The organism is Brevibacterium renqingii, assembly GCF_017808105.1.
Taxonomy (GTDB): Bacteria; Actinomycetota; Actinomycetes; order Actinomycetales; family Brevibacteriaceae; genus Brevibacterium; species Brevibacterium renqingii.
In genome coordinates, this window is sequence record NZ_JADBHF010000004.1 from 88,463 (window position 1) to 111,881 (window position 23,419).

A 23,419-nucleotide genomic window follows, 5' to 3' on the forward strand; every position below is an offset into this window, starting at 1 on the left:
CACCCGAGGCGACCCCGGACACCCACCACAGTAACTGAACACTGTTCAGGACCCGAAATCGGGGGTCATCCGAAAGTCGCCTCGGCACCGACCGTGTCTCTCACGGCCGGTCGATCACTCCCATTCGATGGTGCCCGGAGGCTTCGAAGTGACGTCGAGGACGACGCGGTTGATGTCGTCGACCTCGTTGGTGATGCGGTTGGAGATGACGGAGAGCACATCGTAGGGAATGCGCGTCCAATCGGCGGTCATCGCGTCCTCGCTCGAGACCGGACGCAGCACCACGGGATGGCCGTAGGTGCGGCCGTCGCCCTGGACTCCGACGGAGCGCACGTCGGCCAGCAGGACGACCGGGCACTGCCAGATCTCCCCGTCGAGGCCGGCCTTCGTCAGCTCGGCACGGGCGATGGCGTCGGCCTTGCGGAGGATATTCAGACGCTCTTCGGTGACCTCGCCGATGATGCGGATGCCCAGTCCCGGCCCGGGGAAGGGCTGACGGGAGACGATGCCCTCGGGCACGCCGAGTTCGCGGCCGATGGCGCGGACCTCGTCCTTGAACAGGGCGCGCAGCGGTTCGATGAGCTCGAACTGGATGTCATCGGGCAGGCCGCCGACGTTGTGATGGCTCTTGATGTTCGCGGTGCCCGATCCGCCTCCGGATTCGACGACGTCGGGGTAGAGGGTCCCCTGGACCAGGAAGGCGATGTCCTCGCCCTCGTCCTCCTGGGCCTCGAGCACGAGGTCGGCGGCAGCGGTCTCGAAGGTGCGGATGAACTCGCGGCCGATGGCCTTGCGCTTCTCCTCCGGGTCGGTGACTCCGGCGAGCTGGGAGAGGAACCGCTCACGCGCATCGACGGTGACCAGGCGGACGCCGATCGAATCGACGTAGTCCTCCTCGACCTGTTTCCTCTCGTCCTCGCGCAGCAGGCCGTGGTCGACGAAGACGCAGGTGAGCTGGTCGCCGATCGCCTTATGTACGAGCGCCGCGGCGACCGAGGAGTCGACGCCTCCGGAGAGTCCGCAGATGACCTTCTTGTCGCCGACCTGGGCCCGGATGAGCTCGACCTGTTCGTCGATGACCGAGGCGTTCGTCCAGTCGGCTTCGAGGCCCGCGACATTGTAGAGGAAGTTCTCGAGGATCTTCTGGCCGTTCTCCGAATGGAGGACCTCGGGGTGCCACTGCACGCCGGCGAAGCGCTTGGTCGGGCATTCGAAGGCCGCGACCGGAGTGTCAGGGGTGGACGCGAGCACGTCGAAGCCGGCGGGCGCCTCGGCGACGGAGTCCCCATGGGACATCCAGACCTTGTAGCTGCTCGGGGTCTCGGCCAGCAGCGAACCCGTGTCGGTCACCGACAGCGGGGTCGAGCCGTATTCGCGCTTGTCGGTCTTCGCCACCCGACCGCCGAGGCTAGTCGACATGAGCTGGAAGCCGTAGCAGATGCCCATGGTCGGGATCCCGAGGTCGAAGACACCCGTGTCGAAGCTCGGGGCGCCTTCGTCATTGACGCTCGAGGGACCGCCGGAGAGCACGATGGCCACGGGCTTCTTCGCCGCGAACTCGGCGGCCGTGGCATCGTGGGCGATGATCTCCGAGTACAGGCCCGCCTCACGGATGCGGCGGGCGATGAGCTGGGCGTACTGGGCGCCGAAATCGACGACGAGGACAGGGGGCACCTGTGTGCTCTGGGTTTGCGTCATGGTCCAATTCTATGCGTCGGCCACTCGCCGCCCAATTTCGGGGTTCCGCACCTCCGACGCCTCAACTCGGCGACGGGCCGAACTCCCGCCTCGGGGACGGACAGGACGGGCCGAGCTCCCGCCTCGGCGACGGGCTTCCCGCCTCGGGGATGGGGCTCAGCTCTTGGGCGCGACGACGACGGCGGCTTCGAGCTCGGCGTCGACCTGGCGGTGGATGCGGCGCTCGAGGATGAACGACATCACGGGCACGACGCCGGCCAGGGCGAGGACGAGGTAGCGGCCGAGGCTCCAGCGCATCTGCTGGTTGAGCCAGAAGCAGCCGATGAGGTAGACGACGTAGCACCAGCCGTGGCAGATCGCGATGGCTGCGGCGAGGTTGAACCCGCCGAAGTTGAGCGCGGTCTCGGAGTCGGCGGCGATGAGGTACTTGTAGATCATCTCGACCGTGAGGATGAGCAGCATCGTACCGGTGATGAAGGCCATCACCCGGTAGAACTTCAGCGCATTGCGCGCCGAGGTGAAGCGCTTGACGCTCCACACATCGGACTCATCGAAGTCGGGGCGGGAGTCCAAGGACTCGTGTTCTTCGCTCACGCTCAGTTTCCTCCGGTCGTGCGGGTATCGGTGTCTGAATTGTCGGCCGGACCTGCGTCGGTGCCCTTCGGCTGATCGCCGGACGACCCATCGGCGCGGTCCTCGCCTCGGCTGCCGCGGCGGCGCCTGCCCGGCTTCTTCCCACCGTGGCGGTGGGCCGGCAGTCCGGTCAGGCCCGACATCACCTCGGGGTCGATGCTCGAGGCACCGGCGGCCTTGACGACAACATACTCGACGCGGTTCTCCGAATCCTGGGAATCCTCGCCGAGGCGGCGGCGCATATAGTCGTCACGCAGCAGCTGGAACCACATATAGAGGGCCATGGCGGCGAAGATGAGCCACTCGACGGCGTACACCGCCGACTGCAGATCGAATCCGCCCTCGTCGCGGGTCGTGGTGGTCGGAACCTGTTCGAGTCCGTCGGTGCCGACCGAGGCGGCGGCCCCGCTCGCGCTCTCTGGGATGAGGAACCCGGAGTAGGTGAGCAGATCGGGGAACATGTTGATGATCTGCGAGGTCGAGACCGTGCGCACCTGGCCGTCGGGCAGATCGTTGCCCGGCTGTGGACCCTCGATGGGTCCGATCCGGGCCGTGAGCTCGACATCGCCTGCGGCGGCGCGGGAATTCGCAGCCAGCTCTTCGTCGGTGGTGAAGCCGCGGACGACGGGGATCGCGATCGTCTTCTCATCGGCGTTCGCCGCTTCGACCCCCTCGCCGAGGTGGGCCCCGTCAGGGGCGAACATCGTGACCACCCAGTACCCGGTGTCACCGTCCTGGACGCGTCCGGGGACGACGACCTGGGCGTCGCGGACCCAGTGTCCACTCAGGCTGACCCGCTGGTCGGCCAGGACGCCGGGCATCGGGGCTTGGGCGTCCATGACGTCGTTGAAGTCCTTGAGCTTCTCGACCCCGGCGGAATCGGCGACGTCGTTCTTGTGCTGTGCGCGGTTGACCTGCCACGAGGAGAGGCCGACGAAGCAGGTGACGAGCACCAGCACGAGGAGCAGGGACCCCAACCATTTGGGGGTCAGCGCCAGGCGGAACAGTTCAGACCACCGAACCAGTCTGGTAGGGCGAGACGGTGACGTCGACGCGTTGGAATTCCTTGAGGTCGAGGTAGCCCGTGGTGGCCAGGGCACGGCGCAGGGCGCCGGCGAGGTTGAGTTCGCCGATCGCGGTGCGGCCGGGGCCGAAGAGCACCTGTTCGAGGCTGCCGACGGTGCCGAGTTCCACTCGGTGGCCGCGCGGCAGCTCCGGGTGGTGGGCTTCGGCGCCCCAGTGCATGCCGCGCCCGGGTGCCTCGGTCGCCCGGGCCAGTGCGGTGCCGAGCATGACGGCGTCGGCGCCGACGCCGAAGGCCTTGACGATCTCGCCGCTGGTGCCCAGGCCGCCGTCGGCGATGACGTGGACATAGCGGCCGCCGGATTCGTCCATGTAGTCCCGGCGGGCGGCGTGGACATCGGCGACGGCCGTGGCCATCGGGGCGTGGATGCCCAGGGTCTTGCGCGTCGTGGCCGCCGCTCCCCCGCCGAAGCCGACGAGGACGCCGGCGGCGCCGGTGCGCATGAGGTGCAGGGCCGCAGTGTAGGTGGCCGCTCCGCCGACGATGACGGGCACGTCGAGTTCGTAGATGAACTGTTTGAGGTTGAGCGGTTCGGTGTGGGTCGAGACGTGCTCGGCCGAGACCGTGGTGCCGCGGATGACGAAGATGTCGACACCGGCATCGACGACGGTCTTGTAGAACTCCTGGGTCCGCTGCGGTGTCAGGGCACCGGCGACGGTGACTCCGGCCTCACGGATCTGGGCGAGGCGGGCGGTGATGAGTTCGGCCTGGATGGGAGCGGAGTAGAGCTCCTGCATCCGGGAGGTCGCCATCTCGGAAGGCAGCTGCGCGATCTCGGCCAGCAGCGGGGCCGGATCCTCGTAGCGGGTCCAGAGTCCTTCGAGGTCGAGCACGCCGAGGCCGCCGAACTGGCCCAGCGCGATGACGGTCTCCGGCGACATGGCCGAGTCCATCGGTGCGCCGATGAAGGGCAGTTCGAACTGGTAGGCGTCGATCTGCCAGCTCAGGGACACGTCTTCGGGGTCGCGGGTGCGCCGGGCGGGGACGATGGCGATGTCGTCCAGAGAATAGGCGCGACGGCCGCGCTTGCCTTTGCCGATCTCGATTTCAGAACTCACGCCAACAGCCTATCCCACCGCCCTCCGGGCCAGGTCTCAGCCCACTATGAGGAACACCTGGTCTCTCTGGCAGGGACGACTGCTGCCTGAGATCAGGGGGCGGTGCGGTCGAGGTGGGCGGCGACGACCGCCTCGGCGGCTGTGACGAAGGCACGCACATGCGGCAGGTGCGCATCCCTCTCACGCACGTGCATGACCACTCGGCGCATCGGCACGGGATCGGTCAGGCCGACGGCGACGAGACCGGGCGGCAGCTGCAGCGTCGACAGTCGCGGCAGCACGGTGATCGCCAGATCGGAGGACACGAGGGCAAGGGCGGCGAAATCGTCCTCGGAGGCAGCGAAGTTCCTGCGTTCGAAGCCGGCTGCGGCGCAGGCGAGGTCGACGACCTTGCTCGTGGGCCCCGACCACAGGTCGTAGTCGACCCAGGGCTGATCCTCGAGGTCCTTGAACGGCACGGAGTCGAGACCGGCGAATTCGTGCCGCTCGGAGACGACGACCCTGTAGTCATCGTCGAAGAGCGGCACGCGCGTCATCTCCGGCAGATGGATCTCGCCCTCCTGCGGGACCTCGCTGCGGATCTCGATGAGGCAGTGGCTGCGCCGGACCTTCGCCGGTTCGTTGAGCTGGATGTCGAAGCGCCGGTTCGGGTGGTCACGAGCGACGGATTCGATGATGCCGGGCAGCAGTCGGGCGTTGAAGGAGGTGAAGGCCGCGATGCGCATCCGCGGGCGACTGACGCTGCGGAAGCTCTCGACGAGATCGTCGAGCTTGGTCACGGAGGCGAAGACCTCGCCGGATTCCTCGGCCAGACGCTTGCCGAACTCCGTGATCTCGATGCCGCGTCCCGAACGCCGGTACAGGGGCACGCCGAGGCTCTTCTGCAGAGTGGTGATGTGCTGGCTGACCGTCGCCGGCGTGAAGTTGAGGCTCCTCGCGGCATCGACCACGGATCCCGTGGCGACTACGGCGCGCCAGACTCGGAGCCGGTTGAGATCCCACATGCTCCCAGCCTAGCGGAGAACCATTCGGCAGCACCTGATGATCATTAGCAATCAATTGCTTTTCTCAACAGGTTTCTGCCGTCAGAATGGAGAAGTCCCACGCGATGTGTGCCGTTCTGTCCCCCACTTCTTCGAAGGAGAGCCGTGACCGGTCCCGAGATCCTCACCATCACCGGTGCCGCTGCCGCGCTTGCGGTCACGCCCGGGCCCGAGACGATCCTCACGATCCGCCTCTCCTCGCTGCGACGGAAGGCCGGGATGGTCTACGCGCTCGGCACGGCCACCGGTACCGTCATCTGGATGGTGCTCGCCTTGACCGGGGTCTCCGCCCTGCTCACCGTCTATCCTGCGGCCGTGCAGGTCCTCAAGGTCGTCGGCGGGCTGTATCTGTGCTTCCTCGGAGTGCTGGCTGCCAGGCAGGCGGTCCGGCTGCGCCGTGAGCTGTCGGCGTCCGTTGCCCAGGCGACGCCCTCGACCGAACCGGCCGACCACACCCCTGAGGGCCCGGTCAGTGAGATCGCTACCGTCATGGAGTCGAGCTCCTGGGGGCACCTGCGATCGGTGGTGTCCTACCGTCGCGGCATCGTCTCGTCCCTGAGCAATCCGAAGGTCGGTCTGTTCTTCCTCGCGATCCTGCCCACGCTCGTACCCGCCTCGCCGAGCGGCGTCGACTATGCGGTGCTCATCGCCCTGATCCTCGGAGTGCTGCTGTCCTACCAGATCGTCCTGGCCCTGACCGCGAGCCTGGCGGCTTCGGCGATGGCCCACCGCAGCGCCGACTTCTTCATCGAAGCCGCCTCGGCCGGCATCCTCCTGATCATCGGCATCGCCGTCATCGCGATCCCGATCTGAGCCGACAGCCGGCAGCCGGAAGCGCTCAGAATTCCAGCGGCAGGTTGTCGATGAGGTGAGTGCCGCCGACGGTCGCGGAGACGAGCAGCAGTGCCGACCCTCGGAAGTCCGGGCCGCACGGGCGCAGGTCCGCGGAATCCACAAGGCTGAGATAGATGACCTCGAGGTCTCCGCGCTCGGCCGCGGAATCGAGTACGGCTCGCGCCGCCGCCTCGACCGCGGCGGGCCCTCCCCCGCCTCCGGACGGCACCTCCGCAGCCACCTCGGCGGCGGCTTCGAGGGCCCGCGGAATCGCCAAGGCGCGATTCCGATCGGCCCCGGTGAGGTATTCGTTGCGGCTCGACATCGCCAGTCCGTCGCCGTCGCGGACGACGGGCAGACCGATGATCTCGATATCGAAATCGAGGTCGGCGATCATCCTCTTGACCAGGCAGAACTGCTGGATGTCCTTGAGGCCGAAGACCGTGACATCGGGTGCGATGAGGTTGAACAGCTTCGCCACGACCGTGAGCACGCCGTCGAAGTGCCCGGGCCGGGCCTCGCCTTCGAAGACCGCACCCATGCGCCCGGCCCTGACCCTGACCTCGGGCGCCGAGGGGTACATCTCCCCCAGCGCCGGTGCGAAGACGAAGTCGACTCCGGCCTCCTCGCATTTCTCGAGGTCGGCGGCGAACGGGCGCGGATACTGCACGAAGTCCTCGTCGGCGCCGAACTGGAGCGGGTTGACGAAGATCGAGGTCACGACCAGGTCGGACTCGGCCCGCGCCCGGGTCATCAGCGCCTGATGCCCCGAGTGCAGGGCGCCCATCGTCGGCACGAGGCCCACCTTGCCCGACTGCCGGGCCCGCCACCGACGCAGCGCCTGGATGCCTCCGACCTCCATCAGTCGAAGCCCCTCTCGGGTTCGGGGAACGCCCCGGACTTCACCTCGTCGACATAGGCTCCGACCGCCTCGGTGAGCACCGAGTGCAGATCGGCGTAGCGCTTGACGAAGCGCGGAGCCCGGCCCGTGCGCAGACCCGCCATGTCCTGCCAGACGAGGACCTGAGCGTCGGTCTGCGCACCGGCGCCGATGCCCACGGTCGGGATCGACAGCTCGGACGTGACCTGCCCGGCCAGCCCCGAGGGGACCATCTCCATGACCACGGAGAAGGCGCCGGCTTCGGCGACGGCGCGAGCATCGTCGAGCAGAGCGGCACCGGCCTCGCCGCGGCCCTGGACCTTGTACCCGCCGAGGTTGTGCTCGGCCTGCGGAGTGAAGCCGATGTGGGCCATGACCGGGATCCCCGCCGTGGTGATCGCTTTGATCCGGGAGGCCATCGTCGCCCCGCCCTCGAGCTTGACCGCGTGGACGCCGGCTTCCTTCATGAAGCGCACGGCCGTGGCCACCGCCTGCTCGTCGGAGATCTCGTAGCTGCCGAAGGGCAGGTCCGCGACGACGAGCGCACGATTCGTCGCCGAGGCGACTGCGCGGGCCAGAGGAATGAGCTCGTCGACGGTCACCGGCAGCGTCGTGGCGTGGCCGAAGACGTTGTTCGCCGCCGAATCGCCGACCAGCAGGGCCTCGACTCCGGCCTGTTCGAACAGTGCGGCCGTGTACTGGTCGTAGCTGGTCAGCATGGCCCAGCGTCGGCCCTCGGACTTGGCCTTGATGAAGTCGAGGGTGCGCACTCGCCGAGGCGGTGCCGCGGGGGCATCCGCGCCGGCCGCCCGGGGTGCGCCGCCGGCCGCCCCGGAGGCGCCGGGCGAGTCGGAAACGCCGGTCGAGCCGGTCGAGTCGGTCGAGCCGGGCCCGCCGTACGGGGGCGGCTCCTCGGCGGAGTTCATGGGCGTTGTCGGTTTCGCTGGTGCTGTCTGGTTCGAATGTGCCGCATCGGGCATGGGAATCCTTCGTTGGTGCGATGTCGTCGGTGCAGGCGCGGGCGGGTCGGGGTCTGTGCTCCGGTCTGAAGCAGCGGCCTCTCCCACGGGTGCCCTCCGCAGTGCGCATCGACTCGGATTGCGAGCCGGACCCCAGCCTAGAACATCCCGCGCGCCCCCGCCCATCCCGGCACGGCATCGGCGCTCCCCCTGGCCGGAGTTGTACATCGCCGACCCACGCGATTAAGCTCACTTCTGCGCAAACCATTAAAGCACTTCTGCGCAAAATTTTTCGAGTGGTGCCGACGGGCGGATCCCGTCGCGCCTCCACCCACCGACGCGAAGGACGATGATGACCACCACAGCTTCGATCGAACTCACCCTCAAGGACATCTCGGCTGCGGGCGCGAAGGACGATATGTGTTCGACGGAGCTGCTCGATGCGCCGTGGGACATCGATGTCCGCCCCGGCTACGGCCCCGGCGCGTCGCTGGCCGATCCGATCCCGGTCGGAGCCCCGCGTCAGGGCGAGATCCCGGACGAGTACAAGCAGGCCTCGGCCGAGGAGCTCGACGCTCGGATCCGTCGGGCCAAGGAGGCTCTCGGCGATCGCGTGGTGCTGCTCGGGCACCACTACCAGCGCGTCGAGGTCGTCGAGCACGCCGACTACATCGGCGACTCGTTCATGCTCGCCCGCGCCGCTCAGAACCACCCGGAGGCCGAAGCCATCGTCTTCTGCGGCGTGCACTTCATGGCCGAGACCGCCGATCTGCTCTCGCAGCCGAACCAGTCGGTCATCCTGCCCAACCTCGCCGCCGGCTGTTCGATGGCCGATATGGCAAGCATCGACCAGGTCGAGGACTGCTGGGAGCAGCTGGCAGAGATCTTCGGCACGGAGCCCGATGCCGACGGCCGCGTCCCGGTCGTCCCCGTCACGTACATGAATTCCTCGGCCGCGATCAAGGGCTTCTGCGGCCGCAACGGCGGCATCGTGTGCACCTCCTCCAACGCCGAGGTGGTCCTCGAGTGGGCGTTCGCACGCGGACAGCGCGTGCTCTTCTTCCCCGACCAGCACCTCGGGCGCAACACGGCGGTGAATATGGGCATCGGCCTCGACGAGATGCCGCTGTGGAATCCGGCCCGGCCGCTGGGCAACAACACCGCCGACGCGCTGGAAGACGCTCGCGTCATCCTGTGGCAGGGCTTCTGCTCAGTGCACAAGCGCTTCACCCCTGCGCAGATCGACAAGGCGCGGGCCGAGCATCCGGACGTCCGCGTCATCGTCCACCCCGAGTGCCCTCGCGAGACCGTCGCCGCCGCCGATGAGTCCGGCTCGACCGCCTACATCACGAAGGCCATCGCCGAGGCCAGCGAGCCGACCGCCTTCGCCATCGGCACCGAGATCAACCTCGTGCAGAGGCTGGCCGCCGAACATCCGCAGCACACGATCTTCTGTCTCGATCCGGTCATCTGCCCGTGCTCGACGATGTACCGGATCCATCCCGGCTACATCGCCTGGGTTCTCGAGTCGCTGCTCGACGGGGAGGTCGTCAATCAGATCTCGGTCGACGCCTCGGTGGCCGACCCCGCCAGAGTGTCGCTGACGCGGATGCTCGCCGCGAAGCCGCGGATCTGAGTCCCATGGGACAGGTCATCGTCATCGGCTCCGGCATCGCCGGTTTGACAGCGGCACTGCGGCTGGCCCGCTGTCACGAGGTCACGCTCGTGACGAAGGGCGCGCTCGGCGAGTCGAACACCGAGTGGGCGCAGGGCGGAATCGCCGGGGTCATCGGCACCGAGGACACGGCCGAGGCCCATGCGGCGGACACCCTGACCGCCGGTGCCGGACACTGCGACGAGTCGGCAGTGCGCGTGCTGTGCGAGGCCGGGGGTGCGGCCGTCGTCGACCTCGCCGAGGCAGGAGTCGAGTTCGACTCGGACCGGACCGGTGCCTGGGCCCGGGGCATGGAGGGGGCGCATTCCCACCCGCGCATCTTCCACTCCGCCGGCGATGCGACCGGTCGAGCGATCATCGTGGCACTGACCGGTCGTCTGCGCGCCGAGGCGACCGCGGGGCGAGTGCGCGTGCTCGAGCAAACGATGCTCGTCGACCTCGTCACCGAGGAACACGGCGCGCGCGGCGAGTGCACCGGCATCACCGCCCTCCGAGGCGGTCGCCTCGAGCGTCTGTCCGCCGATGCGGTCGTGCTGGCCACCGGCGGTGCCGGGCAGCTCTTCGCACACACGACGAACCCGGCCGCGGCGACCGGGGACGGACTGGCCGCGGCCCTCCGAGCCGGAGCTCGAGTCCGCGATCTCGAGTTCTTCCAGTTCCATCCGACCGCGCTGGCCGGACCCGGTCTCCTCATCTCCGAAGCCGTGCGCGGCGCCGGGGCCCTGCTCGTCGACGAACAGGGACGGCGCTTCATGCGCGAGGTCGACGACCGGGCCGAGCTCGCTCCGCGCGATGTCGTGGCCTTGGCCCTGCACCGCCGGTCTGCCGCCCAGGACGGTCGGCCCTGTTTCCTCGATGCCAGGCGGGTGCCTGAGGTGGCGGCTCGATTCCCGAGCATCACCCGAGGCCTTGCCGCCCGTGGTCTGGACCCGGAGCAGGATCTCATTCCCGTCACCCCTGCCGCGCACTACTTCATGGGCGGAATCGCCACGGACCTCGAGGGACGGACGAGCATCGGCCGGCTCTTCGCCGTCGGTGAGGTCGCATGCACCGGGGTGCACGGGGCGAACCGATTGGCCTCGAACTCTCTGCTCGAGGGAGCGGTCTTCGGCGAGCGCGCGACTCGAGCGATCGAAGCCGAGCTCGGCGACGTCGCCGGCCAGCACCGCGCCAACCTCGGCTCGGTGTCCGCAGGGGCCGTTCACACCCCCGGCCGGGCCGGCACGGAACCCGCACGCACCGGCGATCGCCGGCTGCCTCGTCGGGCGGGCCTGACACGGGCCGAGCTGCGGGAACTGACCTGGGCCCACCTCGGCGTGGAACGACACGCCGCCGGTCTGCGCCTCCTGCTCAGCCGCCTCGGTGAGGCTCCGGTGACCGCTGGGCATCTGACCGGAGCCGACATGCGGCACGATTCCGCGACCGACATGATGCGTCACGATTCTCTCGTCGATCGGGTCGAGACGTCGAACCTCGCCCTCATCGCCGCACACATGGCCCGGCATGCGCTGGCGCGCCCGCTCAGCCTCGGTGCCCATACCCGAACCGATACCCCGCCGGCGAGCGCACTCGCGCCCCGCGCCACGTCCACCGACCTGCTCGAGGAGACCACCGCATGCTGACGAACGCCACCATCGATTCCGCACTCCGCCTCGCCCTTGACGAGGACGCGCCCTGGGGCGATGTCACCGGGGAGGCCTTCGTCCCCGCCGACGCTTCGGCACGCGCAGCGCTGCGCGCCCGGGAGGACGGGGTCCTCGCCGGTATCGAGGTCTTCGCCCGCGCCTTCGGACTCGTCGACGACGAGGTCGCGGTCGAACTGCGGTCTTCCGACGGCGCACCCTTCCGCTCAGGAGATGTCCTGGCCACGGTGCGCGGCCCGGCCAGAGCAGTCCTGCGGGCCGAGCGGATCGCCTTGAACTTCTGTCAGCGGATGAGCGGCATCGCAACTCTGACCAGGAGTTATGTGGATGCTGCAGCCGGTCGTGCACGCATCGCCGATACCCGAAAGACCACCCCGGGGCTGCGGGCGTTCGAGAAGCACGCGGTCGTGTGCGGAGGCGGGCACAACCACCGCTTCGGGCTCTCGGACGCGGTCATGGTCAAGGACAACCACCTCGCCGTCCTGGCCGGCGAGGGGGCTGATGTCAGCGAAGCGATCCGTGCCGCACGGGCCCGCCTGCCGCACACGACGGTGATCGAGGTCGAGGTCGACCGGCTCGACCAGATTCCGGCCGTGCTCGACGGCGGCGCCGATATCATCATGCTCGACAACTTCAGCCCCACCCGGCTGCGCGAGGGCGTCGAGCTCATCGGCGGCCGCGCCATCGTCGAGGCCAGCGGCAATGTCACCCTGGCCACGATCGGCGAGATCGCCGCCACCGGCGTCGACGTCATCTCCTCAGGCGCGCTGACCCACAGTGTGCGCGCCGTCGACCTCGGTCTCGACCTGAGCCTGGAGAACTGAGATGGACGGCGGCCGACTGTACCTCGACACGGCCTCGGCGGCACCCGTGCGCCGGGAGGCCCTCGAAGCCGCGTGGCCGTATCTGGCCGGCGCCTTCGGCAATCCCTCGAGCCATCACGAGATCGGGCGGATCTCGTCGGAGGCCCTCGCCGACGCGCGGTCCCGGGTGGCGCGGGTGCTCGGCATGCGCAGCACGGACATCACGTTCACCAGCGGCGGCACCGAGGCGGACAACCTCGCGATCATCGGCATGGCCCTCGGCACCCAGGCCCTCGTCGGTACGCAGGCCGGACGAGGGGCCCCGGGCGGGGCACATCCACGTGGCAGCGGGCCGCCTCGGCGACATATCGTCACCTCGGCGATCGAACACGAAGCGGTGCTCGCCTCGGCGGAGTTCCTCACCCGAGTGCACGGATTCGACGTCACCGAGGTCGCACTCGGCCCCGATGGGACGGTGTCTCCCGAGGCTTTGGAGGCTGCTGTGCGGCCGGACACCGCGGTCGTGAGCCTCGGCTATGCGAACAATGAGATCGGCACCGTCGCCGACGTCCCCGCCCTGGCTGAGGTCGCGCACGCCTCGGGCGCGCTGTTCCACACCGATGCGGTGCAGGCGGCCGGGTGGCTGCCGCTGTCGGGTCTCGGCGTGGACGCGCTCACCCTGGCCGGGCACAAGGTCGGTGCGCCGAAGGGCATCGGTGTGGCCGCGATCCGCGCCCGCATCCCCGTCGAACCGCTCATCCACGGCGGCGGGCAGGAATCCGGCCGCCGGTCGGGCACGGAGAACGTGGCCCTGGCGGTCGCCTTCGCAACGGCCCTGGAACTCGCCGAGGCGGAGCGGTTCGAAGCCGCCGACCGTGTCCGGGCCGTGCGCGACGCGTTCATCTCCGCCGTCCTGAGCGCGGTTCCGGGAGCCTTCCTCACGGGCAGCCCGGAAGCGCGGACCCCGAATCATGCGTCTTTCTGCTTCCCGAACACCTCCGGTGAGGCCGTCCTCCTCGAGCTCGAACGCCTCGGCGTGACGGCCTCGAGCGGATCTGCCTGTGCGGTCGGTTCCGATGAGGCCTCGCATGTGCTCGTGGCTCTGGGCATCGAGGCCGAGGTCGCTCAGACGAGCGTCCGCTTCACCTTCCCCGCCGGTGTCACGGACGAACAGGGGCGCCTCGCTTCGCAGGCGGTCATCGAGGCGGCCGAGAGTCTCGCCCTCAGCTACACCTGATTGTGTCCACTCTCACACCCACCAGGCGAGACGCCCCTATCATTCTTCGCGATTCGGGGAGAAAATAGGGGCAAGCATTCGTACCGGGTGTGAGGGGGCCACCATGGATCTGCTGATTCTGTTCATGATTGCCGTGATGTTTTCGACGATCGTGTTCTTCGTCGGGCGATACGCGTGCCCGAGGCACGATCGCGTCCCTCTCATGGAGGTCGATCACGTGCTCCTGTGGAATACGCTGCGCCGCGGTTGGCATGCGCTCGGATCGTTCGGACCGCTCACCCATTACCCCGACGGATCGTCCGGCACAGCGCACGCCTGAGGTTCGCTCGCGCCTGCCGCTGAATGACAGAACTTCCCTTGTTGTTAAAGTGGCAGGGTGACTTCCTCTGCACCTCAACGTCAGAACCCGTTCGGGGCCTTCGCGGCGCTCGTGTTCGCAGCCGTGTCGATCCTCGTGTTCATCGGCACCGCCGTGTGGTTCTGGATCCAGGCCCCGGACACCGTCGCGAGCCACTTCGATTCCTCGGGACAGCCCGACGACTGGTCGTCGAAGGCAGGCACGCTGGGCTGGCTCGTGCCGATCGGCGTGGGTCTTCCCCTGCTCTTCTCGATCCGCTGGATCTGGGAGAAGCTCCCGAGCTCCATCGTCAACATCCCGTTCAAGGAGTACTGGCTCGCACACGGCGAGCGCACTTACCTCTATGACTGCCTCATGGAGTTCATGCGCATCCTCGGCGGGGCAATGGCCCTGCTGTTGACGACGGTGCTCGTGATGATCATGCGCGAGGGGCGCGGGGCGACGATGCCGACGGGGATGACGTTCCTTCCCACCGGCGTCTTCCTCATCATCACCGCAGCGGCTCTGATCAACCTTGTCCGCCGGCTCCGCCCGCCGAGGTGAGCCCGGGCCCATGGGCTCAGCGGGCCGGCCTCGGCGAAGCGGAGCAGCGGCGCGTCGGCTTCAGCGCCGTCATGGCAGAGACGGTCTCAGCAGCTTCCCTCAGACGCTCGCGGTTTCGACCGCAGCACCCTGCGGCAGGAAGATGGAGGCGTCCCAGTTCTGCATCGCGTGTGCCGAGGCCCAGAAGTGGAGTTCGTAGACACACGCCTGTTCGAAGGCCGCGCGCATCCGTGCCGCTTCCTCGTCCGGGGCCTTCGCGAGCTCCTGTTCGAGGATCTGCACCGCGTGGCGGGTCGATTCGTCGAACTCCGGTGAGTCATAGGTCTGGACCCAGGCCCGGTACGGATGGTCAGCGGCCATCTGCCCGGCCTCGTCGATGAGCACCTTGCCCATGTGCGCGTAGACCCAGAAGCACGGCAGCACTCCGGCGACGCCTTCCCCGTAGGAGCGGCTGGCAGCCGTGGCGACGAGGAAGGACACATAGCCGAGCGTCGTCGGCGAAGCCTTGGCACCCGCACTGGCGCCGGTGAGCCCGGCATGTGCGGCGGCCAGACGCGAATCGGCCAGCAGCTCTTCGTGCATGCCCTCCTCGACCGTGATCGCCTCGGCCGCCGAGCCGGCCCAGAAGCGGGACTCGTCGCGGTCGACGGTCTTTGCGGCGAGGAAGGACATCGCCTTCGCGTAGCCGTTCAGGTAGATGCCGTCCTGGATGATGTAGTTCGTGAACGCCGTGACGTCGAGGCTGCCGTCGGCGAGTTGGGCGAGGAACGGCAGGTCTTCGATCTGTTCGACGATCGGGCGGACGCGCTCCCACAGCTGAGTGGTCTGGGGGCCGGCGGCGAAATCGACGGTCATGGGAACTCCTTTGTGCTCGTGTGACGTGGTTCAGGCGGGCTGACCGCGGATGATGTCGACCTGATGGTCGACGGGTCCGTGGGCGCCGACGGGGTCGAGGCTGACCTGCCAGTCGGCGGCCGAGGCCAGGGCGCGGGCCAGGAAATCCAGGGCATTGCTGACGGCATCGCCGAGGAGGTCGGCACCTGCCGCGGACGCTGCTGTTGCGTCGCCGTCCGCCCCTATCGCGGACACTGCGCGTTCGCGGCCGAGTACGGCCACCTCGGCGGTGATCGCCGCCGACAGCGTGCATCCGGTGCCGTGCGTGTTCGGGGTGGTGAGCCTCGGGTGGGTGAATTCGCGGATCTGCCCGTCGCGGGTGGCGAGGATGTCGGAGACGTCCCCGTCGCTGCCGTGTCCGCCCTTGAGGAGGACGGCGCCGGGCCCCCGGTCGAGCAGGCGCCGGGCTTGGTCACGCATCTGTGCGGACGATCCCGCTTCGGGTTCGTCGTCTCCGAGCAGCAGGGCCGCCTCGGGGAGGTTCGGGGTGATGAGGTCGGCGACGGGCAGCAGGTGGGTGCGCACCGCATCGACGGCATCGGCTTCGAGGAGCCGGTGCCCGGAGGTCGCGATCATCACCGGGTCGACGGTGAAGAATCCGAGCCTGCCGGCTGCGGCGCGGGCGGCGACGAGTTCGACGAGTGAACGGGTGCCGAGCATCCCGGACTTCGAGGCGTCGACGGGCATGTCGTCGAGCACGGAGTCGAACTGGTCGGCCACGAAGTCGTCGTCGATCGGATAGACCCGAGACACCCCGTGCGTGTTCTGCGCGACGAGCGCGGTGATCACGGTCGTGCCGAGGGTCCCCCGCGCGGTGAACGTCTTGAGGTCGGCGTGGATGCCGGCACCCCCAGAGGGGTCGGTGCCGGCGATGGACAGGGTGATGGGCGGGCGGGTGCTCATGCGTGGCCTCCTGTGAAGGCGGCGAGCAGCTGCTCGGCCGCGGCCTTCGGGTCCTCGGCGGTGCAGATGGCCGAGACCACGCAGATGCCGAGCAGTCCGCGGTCGCGCAGCTCAGGCGCCCGGTCGATGCTGATGCCGCCGATCGCGACAGCCGGGATGCCCGCTTCGGTGACGAGTTCGCCGAGGCGCTCGGGTCCGATGCCGTCGGGGGCGTCGGCCTTCGTCGTGGTGTCGTAGACGGGCCCGATGCCGATGAGGTCGACGACTCCGGTGTCGCGGGCGGCGGCGAATTCGGCGCTGTTCGCGGCCGAGAGACCGATCAGCGGTGCCTCGCCCAAGGTGGCGCGCACCTCGGCGACGGTGGCATCAGTTTGGCCGACGTGGATGTGCACGATCTCGCCTTCGTCGATGAGGCGGCGGGCCACCTCGACGCGGTCGTTGAGGACGATGGGGACTGTGCGATCGGTGCCTGCGGTGGCGGAGTCGACGGCGGCGATGACCTGGCGGGTCAGCGAGTAGAAGGCGGTGTCGTCGATGTCCTTGTCGCGGACCTGGACGATTCCCACTCCCCCGGCGACGGCCTCGTGCACGGTCTCGGCGACGGTGCGGCCGGCCGCTTCGCACTGAGCGGAGTCGGTGACGAGGTAGAGGCGGGTGTCGATGCCGGCGAAGCGGTCCTGAGACTGAACGGTCACGCCCTGGTCCCCTGTGTCGTGGGGGCTGTCTGCGGTGTGGGCGGATCCGGCGGTCATGCCTGCACGCCTTCGTCCGCGGTCAGCGCCCGGTGGCTGACCCGCGCCTGGCCCAGCTGGTCACCGGTGACGGCGTGGAGTGCGTCGAGGAAGCTGACCGAATAGCTGCCCGGCCCCTGCGCTCCGGCGGCGGCGAGTTCTCCGGCGACGGCGAAGTGCGCGTGGGCGGCGACGACGGCTTCGAATCTCGCCAGGGCGGCCGCACTGTCGGTGGCCGATTCCCCGGCCGCCTCAGCTGCCTGGACCGTTGCTGCGGAGTCCGGGCCTGCAGTGCTGGAGTCCGCGGTGGCCAGGTAGGCGACGGTGACGGCGCCGAGGGAGCAGCCCGTGCCGATGACCAGCGGCATGAAGTCGTGGCCGCCGTCGATATAGGCGACATGGTCGGTTCCGTCGATGTGCGCGACGACGGCATCACTGGGCCCGGACACCGCGACGATCGCACCGGTCGTGCGTGCCAGCTGGGCGGCGGCGGGAAGGACGGCGTCCACCTCATCGGTGGAGTCGACTCCGCGTCCGCCGAGGCCGACTCCGGCCAGAGCCGCGATCTCCGAGGCGTTGCCGCGGATCGCGGTCGGTCGGTCAGCGGCGGCGCGGCGGATGCGAGAGGTGCGGAAGTCGACCGCGCCGACGCTGACGGGGTCGAGCACCCAGGGCTTGTCGGCGGCAGCGGCGACGTCGATGGCGGCATCGGCGGCGAGCAGCTGATGATTCGAAGCGGTGCCGAAATTGATGAGCACGCCGTCGGCGATGCCGGCGAACTGCCCGGCGTCGGCCTCATGGTCGAGCATCGCCGGGGACGCACCGACGGCCAGGAGCACGTTCGCGCTGAATTGCTGCACGACGGTGTTCGTGATGCATTGGATGAGCGGATGTCCCGCACGCAGTCGTGCGTTGGCAGAACGCAGGTCGAAGTCAACCATGACGATCCCTTCGCTAGTATGGCCCAGATCAGGTTCGATGGGTGTTCTCTCAGCCTCGCCGAACTCCGCTGCCGCGGATCGTCATGAGGCACCCCATGTCATTGGCTTCGACTGTATCAGCCCCACCGGGACGGGGCGAGTCCGCACGGTGAGGGCCGGACTCCCCTACCCCCGGCCGACGTACCTCTGGCCGCGGCGGCTGAGGGCGTCGATGACGACGGCGGTGAGGAGGACGAGCGCGGTGATGATCTGCTGCGCATCGGAGTTGAAGCCGATGAGGTAGAGACCGTTGTTGATCGCTCCGACGACCAGGGCACCGAGCACGGCGGCCCAGGCCGAACCGCGTCCGCCGAAGAGCGAGGTGCCGCCGATGACGGCTGCCGCGATCGCGTTGAGCAGGTCCTGGGTACTGACCAGGGTCGATCCGGCGTTCGTCGTCACCCCTGTTTTGATGAACCCGAACAGTGCGGCGAGCACGCCCGCGGCCATGAACACGCTGATGCGCACCCAGGTGACGCGGATGCCGGCTCGCCTGGCGGCTTCGACCTTGCCGCCGACGGCGTAGATCGAGCGGCCGTAGCGGGTCTTGCGCAGCACCAGATCGATGACGATCGCGATGACCATCATGAGGAAGAAGGGCATGGCCAGCCCGAAGTCCTGGTTGACGAGGATGAGGAACCCGAACACGATCGCGGCCAGCAGCACGATGCGCACGATCACCGAGGTCCAGCTCGGCGCGTTCAGCCCCTCACGATGCCGACGTAGCTTCGAATGGATGATTCCGGCACCGAAGCCGATGATCGCGACCGCCCCGAAGACGTAGGCCCAGATGGCCGGGAAATAGTAGCTGGCGAAGTCGAAGGCGAAGGTCTCCGACATCGACAGGTTCTTCTGCGTGCCCAAGGTCGTCAGCGTCAGCCCCGTGAAGGCGAGCAGGCCGGCCAGGGTGACGACGAAGGCGGGGATGCCGACGACGGCGAAGAACCATCCCTGCACGGCTCCGACGACGAGCCCGAGCAGCAGCATGATGATCAGCGCGATGGCCGGCGGCACACCCTGCCGGACCACGAGCACACCGAGCAGCGAGGCCGCCAACCCGCCCAGCTGCGCCAGGGACAGGTCGATCTCGCCGAGGAGCAGGATGAGGTTGATGCCCAGCGCAAGGATCGCGAGGAAGGCGACCTGGGTGGAGAGGTTGACGAGGTTGGCCGGTGAGATGAAGTTGGAATCGGCCGTCTGGAAGACGATGACGATGACGACGAGCGCGAGGATGACCGGGAACGCCCCCAGCTGCCCCTCCTTGACCCGTCGGACGAACGTGCCGACGACCCCCTCGCTGGAGATCCGCTCATCGGTGATGAAGGAGTTGCGAGTCATCGGCGCTCACCCCTGCGTGCGGCCCTCTTCGTCACGACATTGTCGCTGGCTCCGGTGATCGCGGCGACGAGCACATCGGTGCGTTCGTCCCCGGGGAAGTCGCCGACGTCCTTGCCCAGCCGCAGCACGTGGACACGGTCGGCGACGGCCTGCACATCGGCCATATTGTGGCTGACGAGCAGCACACCCAGGTCGCGTTCCTTGAGCCTCTCGATGAGGTTCAGCACCTCGGCCGTCTGTGCCACGCCGAGGGCGGCAGTCGGCTCGTCGAGCATGACCAGGGACGGCTCGCCCAGCAGGGACCGGGCGATGGCAACGGTCTGCCGCTGGCCGCCGGACAGGGCCGCGATCGGCACCCGCACGCTCGGGATCTTCGCCGACAGGCTGCGCAGCAGCTCCCAGGACTTCGCTTCCATGGCCACCTCGTCGAGGACTCCCCCACGGGTCTTCTCGTGCCCGAGGAACAGATTGGCCACGACGTCGAGGTTCTCGCATAGGGCCAGGTCCTGGAACACCGTGGCCACTCCGGCCTTCTGTGCGTCCTTGGGTGAGGAGAACCTCTGCTTCGTGCCGTTCATGACGAGATCGCCCTCATCGGCGGCGTGGACGCCGGCGATGACCTTGATCAGCGTCGACTTGCCGGCGCCGTTGTCGCCGACGAGCCCGACGACTTCGCCGCGGCCGACGGTGAGGTGGATGTCGGTCAGGGCCTGCACGGCCCCGAACCTCTTGTTGATTCCGCGCAGCTCGAGCACGGGTTCGCTGCTGTCTCCCGGCGCCTGCGCCGCCGCGGGGGTCGGTTCGGGTGTCTCAGATGTCATCTGTTCCTCGCTGTCGCCGCCCCCACCTGCCGGCGACCCGGAGGGCCGCCGGCAGGTGGGCTGTCATGTCGCGTCTGCACCGTCGCTGAGTCACTTCACTCCTGCGTCTGCGCAGAGCTTCTTCACGCTGCCGGTGCAGATGTCGTCGGCCTTGATCTGATCGCCGACGATGTCCTTGACCGAGTCCTTGGTGACGACCTTGGCCTCGACGAAGTCCGTCGGGGTGTCCTTGTAGGTCGTTCCGGCGTCGACGTCCTCGCCGCCTGCCAGCGCGACGGCGGCATTCGCGGCGAATTCGGCCTGGGGCGGGATCGACTTGTAGATCGTGGCGTACTGGTCGCCCTTGAGGATGTTCTGCAGGCCGTCGACCTCGGCGTCCTGACCGGTGACGACGGGGTCGACCTTGGCTTTCTTCGTCGCGGCGATGACGCCGCCTGCGGTTCCGTCGTTGGCCGCGTAGATCGCGATCGGCTTCTCGCCCTTGCCCTGCAGCTGGCCCTCGACCCACTGGCGGGCGTCGTCGGGGTTCCAGTCGAGGGTGTCGTGACTGGCGGCGATGTCGACGCCGGCGTCCTTGAGGGTCTCTTCGGCCCCGGCTTTGAAGTCCGCGGCGTTCGGGTCCTTCGGGTCACCGTTGACCATCCACACCGGGCCCGACTTCGGGTCGACGTCCTCGGCCTTGAGGCCGTCGAGCACGGCCTGGCCCTGCAGGTTGCCGATCTTCTTGTTGTCGAAGGAGGTGTAGTAGTCGGCACCTTCGAAGAAGCGGTCGTAGGCGATGACCGGGATCTTCTTCGCCTTTGCCTTCGACAGTGCCGATGACACCGCAGAGGCATCGACTGGGTCGAGGACGATGGCGTCCACACCCTCGGTGACCGCCGCTTCGAACTGCTGTTGCTGCTGGGTCGCGTCCTGGTTGGCGTTGCGGTATTCGACCTTCGCGTCGGGGTTGGCCTCGGCGACGTACTTCTCGAAGTTCGGCTTGTCGAGGGACTCGTACCGGGTGGTCTTCGACTCGGGAAGGAGCAGTGCGATGGTGACGTCCCCGTCACCGCCGGAACCGCTGTCGGCTTCCGCATTGCCCTGGCCCTTCTGATTGCCGCAGCCGCTGAGCGCGAGCGCGCCGATGGCGACCGAGGCACCGAAAAGGGCCAGCTTCTTGTGGGACTTCAGGTTGTGCCTCATTGTGAACCTTTCAATCATTCTGACAACGTTGTCAGGTTGTTGAATATGATTCGCCGATCGACCCCCGGTGTCAACTGTTTCGCTGCGAAAGTCTTCACCGCCGATCCGGCGGTTCCTCGCCGCTGCCCCGGGCGATGAGGGCAACCGGGAAGACGTCTTGTCCCCCGCCGGTGCGATCGGCTCCGCCATCGAGTCCGTCGCCGCCGCTCCCACCGAGGCAGCCGTCGCCTTTCCCCGCCGGAGCCTGCAGTCGGCGGACCGCCTCGGCGGCCATGGCCTCGATGTCACGGTCGACGACGGTGACGTCGAGGAGTTCGGCGGTGGGGAAATCGTCGATGCCCACGAGCGCCGGCCATTCGCCGAGGCGGCGGCAGGCGTCGATGGCACCCTGGGTGAGCGTGGCGGACAGGGTGATGAGCGCGCTCGGGGCGCTGCGGGACCCGAGCCAGGCGGCAACGACGTTCTTCGCACTGGCCTCGTCATGGGCGTCCTCGCGCATATAGGCCCGCCAGCCGATATCGCCGCGGCCGGCGAAAGCGGACTGGATGCCCTCGAGGCGGCGGATGGTGACGAGGCTCGTCGAATGATCGCCGATGACGCCGAGGGCGAGGTGCCCGTGATCGAGCAGCTGCCTGGCGGCCAGTTGCCCGGCGGCGACTTCGTCACCGGCGATGACGGTCACTCCCGCCCCGGTGACTGCGGGGTCGAAGGAGACGATCCTGACTTCGGAGCCGGCGGCCCGGGAATAGATCCCGGTCATGTCCGGGTGGGCCCGGAGGACGATGATTCCCGACAGGTCGTTGGACAGGCATTCGTCGAGGAAGGCCTCTTCGCGGTCCGGGCTGTCCCCGATCACGGTCACCACAGGGCGGAGGTCGACGGCCGAGAGTTCCGCCTCGAGAGCGGTGAAGGCGCGGGTCTGCAGCGCATCGTCGGCGGCGGAGAGGACGACGCCGACATAGGGCGAGCGCCCACCGGCACGCAGCCTCTTGGCTGTGGGGTTGAGGCGGAAGCCGAGTTCGGCGGCGGACTCTTCGACCTTCTGCGCCGTCGCACGCGCGACGTGCTTCTCCCCGTTGAGCACCCGGGAGGCGGTCTTGATGCTCACTCCGGCATGCGCAGCGACGGTGGCCAGCGTCGGCCGCTCGTTCTGCTTCGCCATGACCACACCTTTGAGTCCGAGAACCGGTTCGTGAACGGCCGCAAAGATCAGCAGCCGCTGGATTGATGATAGCCGTATGCCCTGCGCGCACGAGGACCCATAGAACCGAAGAAGATGAATTGCGTGCTGTCAGTTTCGCCCTCCCCAGCACCGCTTGTGCAGCGATGAGGCTTGGCGGTTGCGCTGCGGAACCAATGGTCGGTCAAACACCTAGCGACGGGCAGACCGGACGCGCAGTACATCGAAGAAATCATGTCGGCGGTACCAGCCCAGAGGCCAGTCGTCCTCGTCTGCGCCGATGACAGCCATGGTGCACCCCTGATTCGCCACGTGGTGCAGCATCTCCAAGAGCATGGACGTCCCATATCCTCTGCCACGCCATTGTGGAAATATGTCAACCTCCTGCAGGCGTACGCAATCTCCGTGTGGAACCGATAGCTTGAAATGCCCAATAGCTCCTACGACGTCGTGTCCGGCGACCGCGAAGAACAGCGTCATACCGACACGCTTCGCACGCTGCCGAAGTTCGTCAACCATGGCGCGGGCGCGCGACTCGGTGACGCCGAAATCGGCCTCGACCGCGACGCGTTCACAAGCATAGCGATTCCACGCTTCTTCGGTCGCAATAGGCTGTAAGGTGATCTGCCGATCAGGAACGATCGGCGGAGATAATCCTCGCGCCAAGAGAACTTTGGCACGTCCAATTCGGTCGCTGTCACCCAAAGGCTCAACGACGTCATAGATCTTCTGCTCGGTAGCCAGCGCTAGTGCCGATTCGTCGTCGGCGTGCGGCATCGGCGCCTCCTGCTCTCCGTTTTCACTTTTGCGTGGAGCATACCTCCGGCAAGAGCGGTACGGATATTCAGCGGGGCCTGCATAGTGCTTAATCTTCGCCACCGCATCCGACCGATGCATAGACTCGCCGAGGTGGAGCTCGGCCACGGCGCCCCACCTCGG

At 68.0% G+C, this 23,419-nt stretch carries 23 protein-coding genes and 1 riboswitch; of the genes, 7 read left to right on the top strand and 16 right to left on the bottom strand.

The window, feature by feature from the left end; all coding sequences use genetic code 11:
* Positions 1–114 precede the first annotated feature (114 nt).
* The 5 genes from guaA to IHE57_RS05700 all read right to left on the bottom strand — a co-directional run bounded on the left by guaA (position 115) and on the right by IHE57_RS05700 (position 5,477).
* Positions 115–1,698, bottom strand: coding sequence for a glutamine-hydrolyzing GMP synthase (gene guaA / locus IHE57_RS05680; protein WP_209371502.1), 1,584 nt, complete (start codon positions 1,696–1,698; stop codon positions 115–117).
* Between the two features lie 156 nt (positions 1,699–1,854).
* A complete protein-coding gene (locus IHE57_RS05685) occupies positions 1,855–2,292 on the bottom strand; it encodes a DUF3817 domain-containing protein (protein WP_209371511.1) in 438 nt (145 codons plus the stop codon).
* A 2-nt stretch (positions 2,293–2,294) separates the two neighbouring features.
* Positions 2,295–3,308, bottom strand: a complete 1,014-nt coding sequence (locus IHE57_RS05690) for an SURF1 family protein (protein WP_209371514.1) — start codon at positions 3,306–3,308, stop codon at positions 2,295–2,297.
* Between the two features lie 31 nt (positions 3,309–3,339).
* Positions 3,340–4,473: a GuaB3 family IMP dehydrogenase-related protein gene (locus IHE57_RS05695; RefSeq protein ID WP_209323525.1), complete on the bottom strand. Its 1,134-nt coding sequence runs from the start codon at positions 4,471–4,473 to the stop codon at positions 3,340–3,342.
* 92 nt (positions 4,474–4,565) lie between these two features.
* Complete coding sequence (locus IHE57_RS05700; RefSeq protein ID WP_209371517.1) at positions 4,566–5,477, bottom strand: LysR family transcriptional regulator; 912 nt, start codon at positions 5,475–5,477, stop codon at positions 4,566–4,568.
* 144 nt (positions 5,478–5,621) lie between these two features.
* On the opposite strand from IHE57_RS05700, the gene IHE57_RS05705 reads away from it, so the two are divergent.
* Positions 5,622–6,329 (top strand): LysE family translocator, encoded by a 708-nt coding sequence (locus IHE57_RS05705; protein ID WP_209323527.1) that lies wholly within the window; start codon positions 5,622–5,624, stop codon positions 6,327–6,329.
* Between the two features lie 25 nt (positions 6,330–6,354).
* Here IHE57_RS05705 and panC read toward each other — a convergent pair whose 3' ends face one another.
* The gene (gene panC, locus IHE57_RS05710; RefSeq protein WP_209323528.1) at positions 6,355–7,212 is read right to left on the bottom strand and encodes a pantoate--beta-alanine ligase; all 858 of its coding nucleotides are present in this window, start codon (positions 7,210–7,212) and stop codon (positions 6,355–6,357) included.
* A complete protein-coding gene (gene panB, locus IHE57_RS05715) occupies positions 7,212–8,210 on the bottom strand; it encodes a 3-methyl-2-oxobutanoate hydroxymethyltransferase (RefSeq protein ID WP_253719937.1) in 999 nt (332 codons plus the stop codon). The genes panC and panB overlap by 1 nt, the downstream gene beginning before the upstream one ends.
* A 331-nt stretch (positions 8,211–8,541) precedes the next feature.
* Here panB and nadA point away from each other — a divergent pair, with 331 nt between their 5' ends.
* From nadA to IHE57_RS05745, 6 genes are all read left to right on the top strand, one after another.
* A complete protein-coding gene (gene nadA / locus IHE57_RS05720) occupies positions 8,542–9,825 on the top strand; it encodes a quinolinate synthase NadA (protein ID WP_209371529.1) in 1,284 nt (427 codons plus the stop codon).
* Positions 9,826–9,830: 5 nt separating this feature from the next.
* Positions 9,831–11,486 (top strand): L-aspartate oxidase, encoded by a 1,656-nt coding sequence (nadB, locus tag IHE57_RS05725; RefSeq protein WP_209371534.1) that lies wholly within the window; start codon positions 9,831–9,833, stop codon positions 11,484–11,486.
* Complete coding sequence (nadC, locus tag IHE57_RS05730) at positions 11,480–12,331, top strand: carboxylating nicotinate-nucleotide diphosphorylase (protein WP_209371536.1); 852 nt, start codon at positions 11,480–11,482, stop codon at positions 12,329–12,331. Before nadB ends, nadC begins: the two co-directional genes overlap by 7 nt.
* 1 nt (position 12,332) lies before the next feature.
* Positions 12,333–13,547 carry a cysteine desulfurase family protein gene (locus IHE57_RS05735; protein ID WP_209371539.1) on the top strand — a complete coding sequence of 405 codons (1,215 nt, stop codon included), beginning with the start codon at positions 12,333–12,335 and terminating at the stop codon, positions 13,545–13,547.
* A gap of 103 nt (positions 13,548–13,650) precedes the next feature.
* Positions 13,651–13,866 (top strand): hypothetical protein, encoded by a 216-nt coding sequence (locus tag IHE57_RS05740; RefSeq protein WP_209323533.1) that lies wholly within the window; start codon positions 13,651–13,653, stop codon positions 13,864–13,866.
* A 57-nt stretch (positions 13,867–13,923) separates the two neighbouring features.
* On the top strand, positions 13,924–14,448 hold the full coding sequence (locus IHE57_RS05745) for a DUF1648 domain-containing protein (protein ID WP_209371541.1): 525 nt from the start codon (positions 13,924–13,926) through the stop codon (positions 14,446–14,448).
* Positions 14,449–14,547: 99 nt separating this feature from the next.
* On the opposite strand, the gene IHE57_RS05750 is transcribed toward IHE57_RS05745, so the two are convergent.
* The 9 genes from IHE57_RS05750 to IHE57_RS05790 form a co-directional block, all read right to left on the bottom strand.
* On the bottom strand, positions 14,548–15,303 hold the full coding sequence (locus IHE57_RS05750) for a TenA family protein (protein WP_209371544.1): 756 nt from the start codon (positions 15,301–15,303) through the stop codon (positions 14,548–14,550).
* A gap of 30 nt (positions 15,304–15,333) precedes the next feature.
* The gene (thiD, locus tag IHE57_RS05755) at positions 15,334–16,245 is read right to left on the bottom strand and encodes a bifunctional hydroxymethylpyrimidine kinase/phosphomethylpyrimidine kinase (RefSeq protein WP_209371546.1); all 912 of its coding nucleotides are present in this window, start codon (positions 16,243–16,245) and stop codon (positions 15,334–15,336) included.
* Complete coding sequence (gene thiE, locus IHE57_RS05760; protein WP_209371548.1) at positions 16,242–16,997, bottom strand: thiamine phosphate synthase; 756 nt, start codon at positions 16,995–16,997, stop codon at positions 16,242–16,244. Before thiE ends, thiD begins: the two co-directional genes overlap by 4 nt.
* Positions 16,994–17,917: a hydroxyethylthiazole kinase gene (gene thiM / locus IHE57_RS05765; RefSeq protein WP_209371551.1), complete on the bottom strand. Its 924-nt coding sequence runs from the start codon at positions 17,915–17,917 to the stop codon at positions 16,994–16,996. The genes thiE and thiM overlap by 4 nt, the downstream gene beginning before the upstream one ends.
* Positions 17,905–18,023: riboswitch (TPP riboswitch) on the bottom strand. Its footprint overlaps the gene before it by 13 nt.
* A gap of 59 nt (positions 18,024–18,082) precedes the next feature.
* Positions 18,083–19,294, bottom strand: coding sequence for a sugar ABC transporter permease (locus IHE57_RS05770; RefSeq protein ID WP_209323539.1), 1,212 nt, complete (start codon positions 19,292–19,294; stop codon positions 18,083–18,085).
* Positions 19,291–20,115 carry an ATP-binding cassette domain-containing protein gene (locus tag IHE57_RS05775; protein ID WP_209323540.1) on the bottom strand — a complete coding sequence of 275 codons (825 nt, stop codon included), beginning with the start codon at positions 20,113–20,115 and terminating at the stop codon, positions 19,291–19,293. Before IHE57_RS05775 ends, IHE57_RS05770 begins: the two co-directional genes overlap by 4 nt.
* A 90-nt stretch (positions 20,116–20,205) precedes the next feature.
* Entirely contained in the window at positions 20,206–21,300 is a 1,095-nt protein-coding gene (locus tag IHE57_RS05780; RefSeq protein ID WP_209371553.1) for a substrate-binding domain-containing protein, read from the bottom strand.
* Positions 21,301–21,394: 94 nt separating this feature from the next.
* A complete protein-coding gene (locus IHE57_RS05785) occupies positions 21,395–22,462 on the bottom strand; it encodes a LacI family DNA-binding transcriptional regulator (protein WP_209371556.1) in 1,068 nt (355 codons plus the stop codon).
* Positions 22,463–22,672: 210 nt separating this feature from the next.
* The gene (locus IHE57_RS05790) at positions 22,673–23,257 is read right to left on the bottom strand and encodes a GNAT family N-acetyltransferase (protein WP_209371571.1); all 585 of its coding nucleotides are present in this window, start codon (positions 23,255–23,257) and stop codon (positions 22,673–22,675) included.
* Positions 23,258–23,419: the final 162 nt, after the last annotated feature.